Origin of the sequence: Streptomyces similanensis, from assembly GCF_039543625.1 — a bacterium.
Taxonomy (GTDB): Bacteria; Actinomycetota; Actinomycetes; order Streptomycetales; family Streptomycetaceae; genus Streptomyces; species Streptomyces similanensis.
The window spans coordinates 1-5,977 of sequence record NZ_BAABKC010000098.1; the positions used below are offsets into that span (position 1 = coordinate 1).

The 5,977-nt window shown below is 70.2% G+C and carries 1 protein-coding gene; it reads right to left on the bottom strand.

The features are described 5' to 3' along the window. The coding region (locus ABEB07_RS29675) for a non-ribosomal peptide synthetase (RefSeq protein WP_345671168.1) at positions 1–5,977 on the bottom strand (5,977 nt) is incomplete at both ends.

Below are 5,977 nucleotides of genomic sequence, written 5' to 3' on the forward strand. Positions count from 1 at the left end.
CTCCACATCCACCTCACCCACACCCAACGTCACCACCGGACGCGCCTCCTCCAACACCAACGCCACCCGATCCGCCGGATACTCCGGATCCACCGGCACATACGCCGCACCCGACTTCAACACCGCCAACACCGCCACCACCAACTCCACCGACCGCGGCAACACCAACGCCACCAACCGCTCAGGCCCCGCACCCCGAGCCACCAACGACCGCGCCAAACGATTCGCCCACGCATTCAACTCCCCATACGACAACGACCGCCCCTCACACACCACCGCCACCGCACCCGGATCACGCACCACCTGCGCCTCAAACAACTCCACCACCGAAGAACGACCCACCAACCCCTCACCCACCCCACCAGCCCAACCCAACACCAACGCCCGTTCATCCAGGCTCAGTACCTCCACCGCACTCATCCGAACGTCCGGAGCCTCCACCACCGCCTCGACCACCCGCGCCAGCCACTCCGCGAACCGACCAGCCGCCCCCGCCTCGAACACGTCAGCAGCCACGGTCACCACACCCCGCAGACCAGCAGGCGTGCCGTCGGTGTCGAAGACCTCGGTGGCGGTGACGTCCAGGTCGAACTTGGCCGTCACCGGCCGGGGCGTGCCGGCCGGGCCGGCCGTCGGGGCCGGTACTGCGCCCGCGCGCAGTCCCGGCAGGTCGACGCTGGCCTGGGCGTTGTTCTGGAGGGTCAGCATGACCTGGAACAGCGGGTGCCGCGCCAGGGAGCGCACCGGCGCCAGTTCCTCCACCAGCCGCTCGAAGGGCACGTCCTGGTGCGCGAACGCGGCGAGACTCGTTTCCCGGACCCGCTCCAGCACCTGCCCGAACGTCGGATCACCCGAAAGGTCCGTCCGCATCACCAGCGTGTTCACGAAGAAGCCGACCAGGTCGTCCAGTGCCTCGTCGGTACGGCCCGCGACCGCCGAACCGATCGGGATGTCCGTGCCCGCACCCACCCGCGACAACGTCACCGCGAGCGCCGCCTGCAACACCATGAACACCGTCACGCCACGCTCACGCGCCACCTCACGCAACCGCGCATGCACGTCGGCCGACAGCTGAAGCCCGACCGCATACCCCTCGTGCGAAGCCACCGCCGGACGCGTGCGGTCATACGGCAGCGCCAGCTCCTCCGGCGCGTCCTCCAACGCCTCACGCCAGAACCCCACCTGCCGCGACAGCACACTCTCCGGATCGTCCTCCGACCCGAACACCTCCTGCTGCCACAGCACATAATCCGCGTACTGCACCGGCAACGGCGCCCACACCGGCTCCCGGCCCTCGACCCGCGCCGCGTACGCCGCCGACACATCCCGCGCCAGCGGACCCATCGACCAGCCGTCACCCGCGATGTGGTGCACCACCAGCATCAGCACATGCTCATCCGGACCCACCGAGAACAGCCGCGCCCGGACAGGGATCTCCTGCGCCAGATCGAAGGCATACCGTGCCGCCTCCGCCACCGCCCCGGCCAGCTCCTCCGTGCCCACCTCGGCGACGGTCAGAGCGAACCCGGTCTCCTCGACCGGCAGAATCCGCTGGTACGGCTCCCCGTCAGCCACCGCGAACACCGTCCGCAGCACCTCATGCCGCCCCACCACATCCCGCAGCGCACCCTCCAGCGCACCCCGGTCCAACCCACCCGACAACCGCAGAGCCGTCGGAATGTTGTACGTCGCGCTCGGCCCCTCCAACTGCGTCAGGAACCACAGCCGACGCTGGGCATACGACAACGGCACCGGCTGCGGCCGCTCCCCCGCCACCAGCGCCGGACGCGCCACACCCGCCTGCCCCAACCGCGCGGCGAGAGCAGCCGGCGTCGACGCCTCGAACAACGTCCGCAACGCCACCTCCACCCCCAGCACCGCACGCACCCGACTCACCAGACGCGTCGCCAACAGCGAATGCCCACCCAGCACGAAGAAGTCGTCATCGACCCCGACCCGCTCCCGACCGAGAACCTGAGCGAACGCCTGGCACAGGATCTCCTCCTGCACCGTGACCGGCAGGCGGGCAGCGTCCGACGTGTGGGCCGGCGCGGGCAGCGCCCTGCGGTCCAGCTTGCCGTTCACCGTCAACGGCAGCGCCTCCAGCACCACCACCGCCGACGGCACCATGTACTGCGGCAGCCTTTCGGCCACGAAGTCACGCAGCTCGGACTCGCCCGCATCGCCGACCACGTAAGCGACCAGACGCTTGTCCCCGGCCACGTCCTCACGGACGACGACCGCCGCCTGGTCCACTCCGGGATGCGCGGCCACCGCCGCCTGCACTTCACCCGGCTCGATGCGGAACCCGCGGATCTTCACCTGCTCATCCGCACGGCCCAAGTACTCCAGCCGGCCCTCCGCCGACCACCGCGCCACATCCCCCGTCCGATACATCCGCTCACCGGAACCACCGAACGGGGACGCCACGAACCGTTCGCCCGTCAGAGCCGAGCGCCCCACGTACCCGCGCGCCAGACCGGCACCCGCCACGTACAGCTCACCCGCGACGCCCACCGGCGCCGGACGCAGCGCACCGTCCAGCACATAGACCCGCGTGTTGACGATCGGAGAGCCGATACCGGCGCTGTCACCCGGCGCGAGCGGGGCGGACATCGTGGCGCAGACGGTGGTCTCCGTCGGCCCGTAGGCGTTGATGAACCGGCGGCCGGGCGACCAGCGGCCGACCAGGTCACCGCCGAGTGCCTCGCCCGCTGACACCAGTGTCGACACCGAGGCCAGATCTTCGGGCGCCAGCACGGCCAGCACGGCCGGCGGCAGCGTCACGTGCGTCACCTGGTGCCGCGCCACGACGTCGACCAGCCCGGCGCCCGGCAGGAGCTCCTGCGCGTCGGACAGCACGAGTCGGGCGCCGCTCGACAGCGTCACCAGGACCTCGGACACCGCCGCGTCGAAGCTCACCGACGCGAACTGCAGCATGCGGCTCGCCGCATCCACCGCGAATCGTTCCGTCTGGGCCGCGACGAGGCTGGCGACGCCGCCATGCGACACGGCCACACCCTTGGGGCGTCCCGTCGAACCAGACGTGTAGATGATGTAGGCCAGCCCGTCGGCCTCGAAGGCCGCTTCGGGAGCGGTGACCGGCGCCGCGGCCAGTTCACCGGCCACCTGTGCGTCGTCCAGCCGCACCACGTGCACGGCCGACGCCGACAGCTCGGTGGCCGCATCGCCGCGGCCGACGACGACCTGCGCGCCGCTGTCGGCGAGCATGAACTCCAGCCGTTCCGCCGGGTATTGCGGATCCAGCGGCACGTATGCCGCGCCGGTCTTCAGCACCGCGAGCAGTGCGACGACCAGGTCCACCCCACGCGGCAGGGACACGCCGACCACCGACTCGGCGCCGACCCCGAGGCCGCGCAAGTGGTGCGCCAGCTGATTGGCCTTGGCGTCCAGCTCCGTGTACGACAGCTCGGTGGCGCCGTACACCACCGCCACGGCATCCGGAGTGCGCGCCACCTGGGCCTGGAACATCTCGGGCGCCGAGAGCCGGGGCAGTTCCGTGGTGGTGTCGTTCCACTCCTCAAGCAGTCGCTTCTGTTCGGCGGTGTCGAGGACGTCCACCGTCGACAGGAGGCCGGCGGGGTCGTCCTCCAGCGTGGCCACCAGGTGGTCGAGGCAGGTGTGCAGCAGCCGGCAGAGCGCTTCCCCGTCGACCGGACCCACCGCGTCCACGGTCAGCCCGAACCGCGTCTCCAGGTCATCGACCGCCACGGTCACCGGATAGTTCGTCACTTCACGCATCGCGACCGTGGCGATGCCCCGGGACTCGGTGCCCGACTCCGGCCGCGATTCGGCCTGGCGGCGATCGCCGTGCCGGTAGTTGAACAGCGAGGTGAACAGCGGACTGCCGTTCGGCACACCACTGGCCTGCTGCGCCAGCGTCAGCGGCGCGTGCTCGTGCACCAGCAGCTCCGCCAGCTGATCACGCACGCCCTCCAGCGCCCGGCCCACGCCCACCGCGTCGACACGGACTCGGACCGGCAGCGTGTTGATGAACAGACCAGGCACCCGGTCGGCGCCCGCACCGGCGTTCATCCGCCCGAACAGCACCGTCCCGAAGACGACGTCGTCACGGCCGCTGACCGTCGCCAGCACCCGCGCCCAAGCCAGATGGAATACCGACGCCGGACTCACGCCCAGCGACCGCGCCACCTCGCGCACCCGCTGCCCCACCTCCTCATCCACGCCCAGATGGGAGCGGACCACACCGGTGCCGTCACCGTGCACGTCCAGCAGACCGTACGGCGCGGTCGTCTCCTCCACGTCTCCCAGCAGGCCGGCGAAGTACCGCTCGTGCTCCTCGCGCGTCACGCCCAGCCGCGCCTGCGCCACGAAGTTACGGAACGGCAGCGGCTCCGGCAGCGAGTCCTCCCGCCCGGACATGAACGCGCCCATCTCCAGGAGGAGCACGTCCTGCGTAGTGTGGTCCTGGACCAGGTGATGCATCCGCAGCAACGCCAGCCAGCCACCGCCCTCACCCGGCTCAGCGGCCGTGTGCACATCGATCAACGGCGCACGACCGGTGTCCATGCTCGGACCGGCTGCGGCGACCAACTGCTGTGCCGCTTCGCGCTGTTCGGTAGCGCTCAACTCCACCTGTGTGACCGGCAGTACGGCCTGGCGCACGACGACCTGGACCGGCTCGCGCAGCTGCTCCCACAGGATCGCGGTGCGGTAGATGTCATGCCGGTCCACCACCCGCTGCAACGCCCCGAGGAACGCCTCCAGCCGCTCCCGCGAGTCGAACCGCAGCACCCGCGGCACCACATACGCGTCCACACCACCATCCGCCTGCAACAGGTGGTGGAAGAGGATGCCTTCCTGAAGGGGAGCGAGCGGGTAGACGTCAGCGATGTTGGCCGCGCCGCCCGGGATCTGCTCGACGATCCGCGTCAGCTCGGACTCGTCCAAGTCCACCAGCGGCAGCATGTCCGGGGTGATCCGCTCGGCGCCGTCCGGGATCCGGTTCTCCGGCACCACCACCTCAGCCGGCCCGGCGGCCGCAGCCAGACCCGCCGGCGTCGCCGTCTGGAACAACGCCCGCACCGACACACCAACACCCCGAGCACGCAACTGCTCCACCAGCGACACCGCGAGCAGCGAATGGCCGCCCAGCGCGAAGAAGTCGTCGTCCACACCCACCGCGGGCAGACCCAGCACCTGCGCGAACACCTGGCACAGGATCTCCTCCTGCACCGTAGCCGGACCACGACCCCCGCCGGCCGTGAAAGCGGGAGCCGGCAGCGCCTTGCGGTCCAGCTTCCCGTTCACCGTCAACGGCAGCACATCCAGCACCACCACAGCCGACGGCACCATGTACTCCGGCAACCACCCCGCAGCGAACGCCCGCAGCTCCGCCCCCGACACCTCACCCACCACATACGCCACCAACCGCTCATCCCGCACCACCACCGCCACATCCCGCACCCCACCATGACGCGCCAACACCGCCCCCACCTCACCCAACTCCACCCGGAACCCACGCAACTGCACCTGCTCATCCCCACGCCCCCCATACACCAGCCGGCCATCACCCCTCCAGTGCGCGCGGTCCCCCGTCCGGTACATCCGCTCACCGGCCGGACCGAACGGACACGCCACGAACCGCTCCGACGTCAACCCCGCACGCCGCAGATACCCCCGTGCCAGACCCGCACCCGCCACATACACCTCACCCGCAACACCCACCGGCACCGGACGCAACCACTCATCCAGCACGAACACTCGCAGATCCGGAAGACCCACACCCACCACACCAGCACTCCCGCCCACATCCGCACCCTCCAGCGGGAAGTACGAGACATGCACCGTCGTCTCCGTGATCCCGTACATGTTCACCAACCGCGGCCCCCCATCACCATGCCGCTCGAACCACCCCTCCAGACGACCCACATCCAACGCCTCACCACCGAACACCACACACCGCAACACCCAGTCGTCCCGCTCCACCCCCATC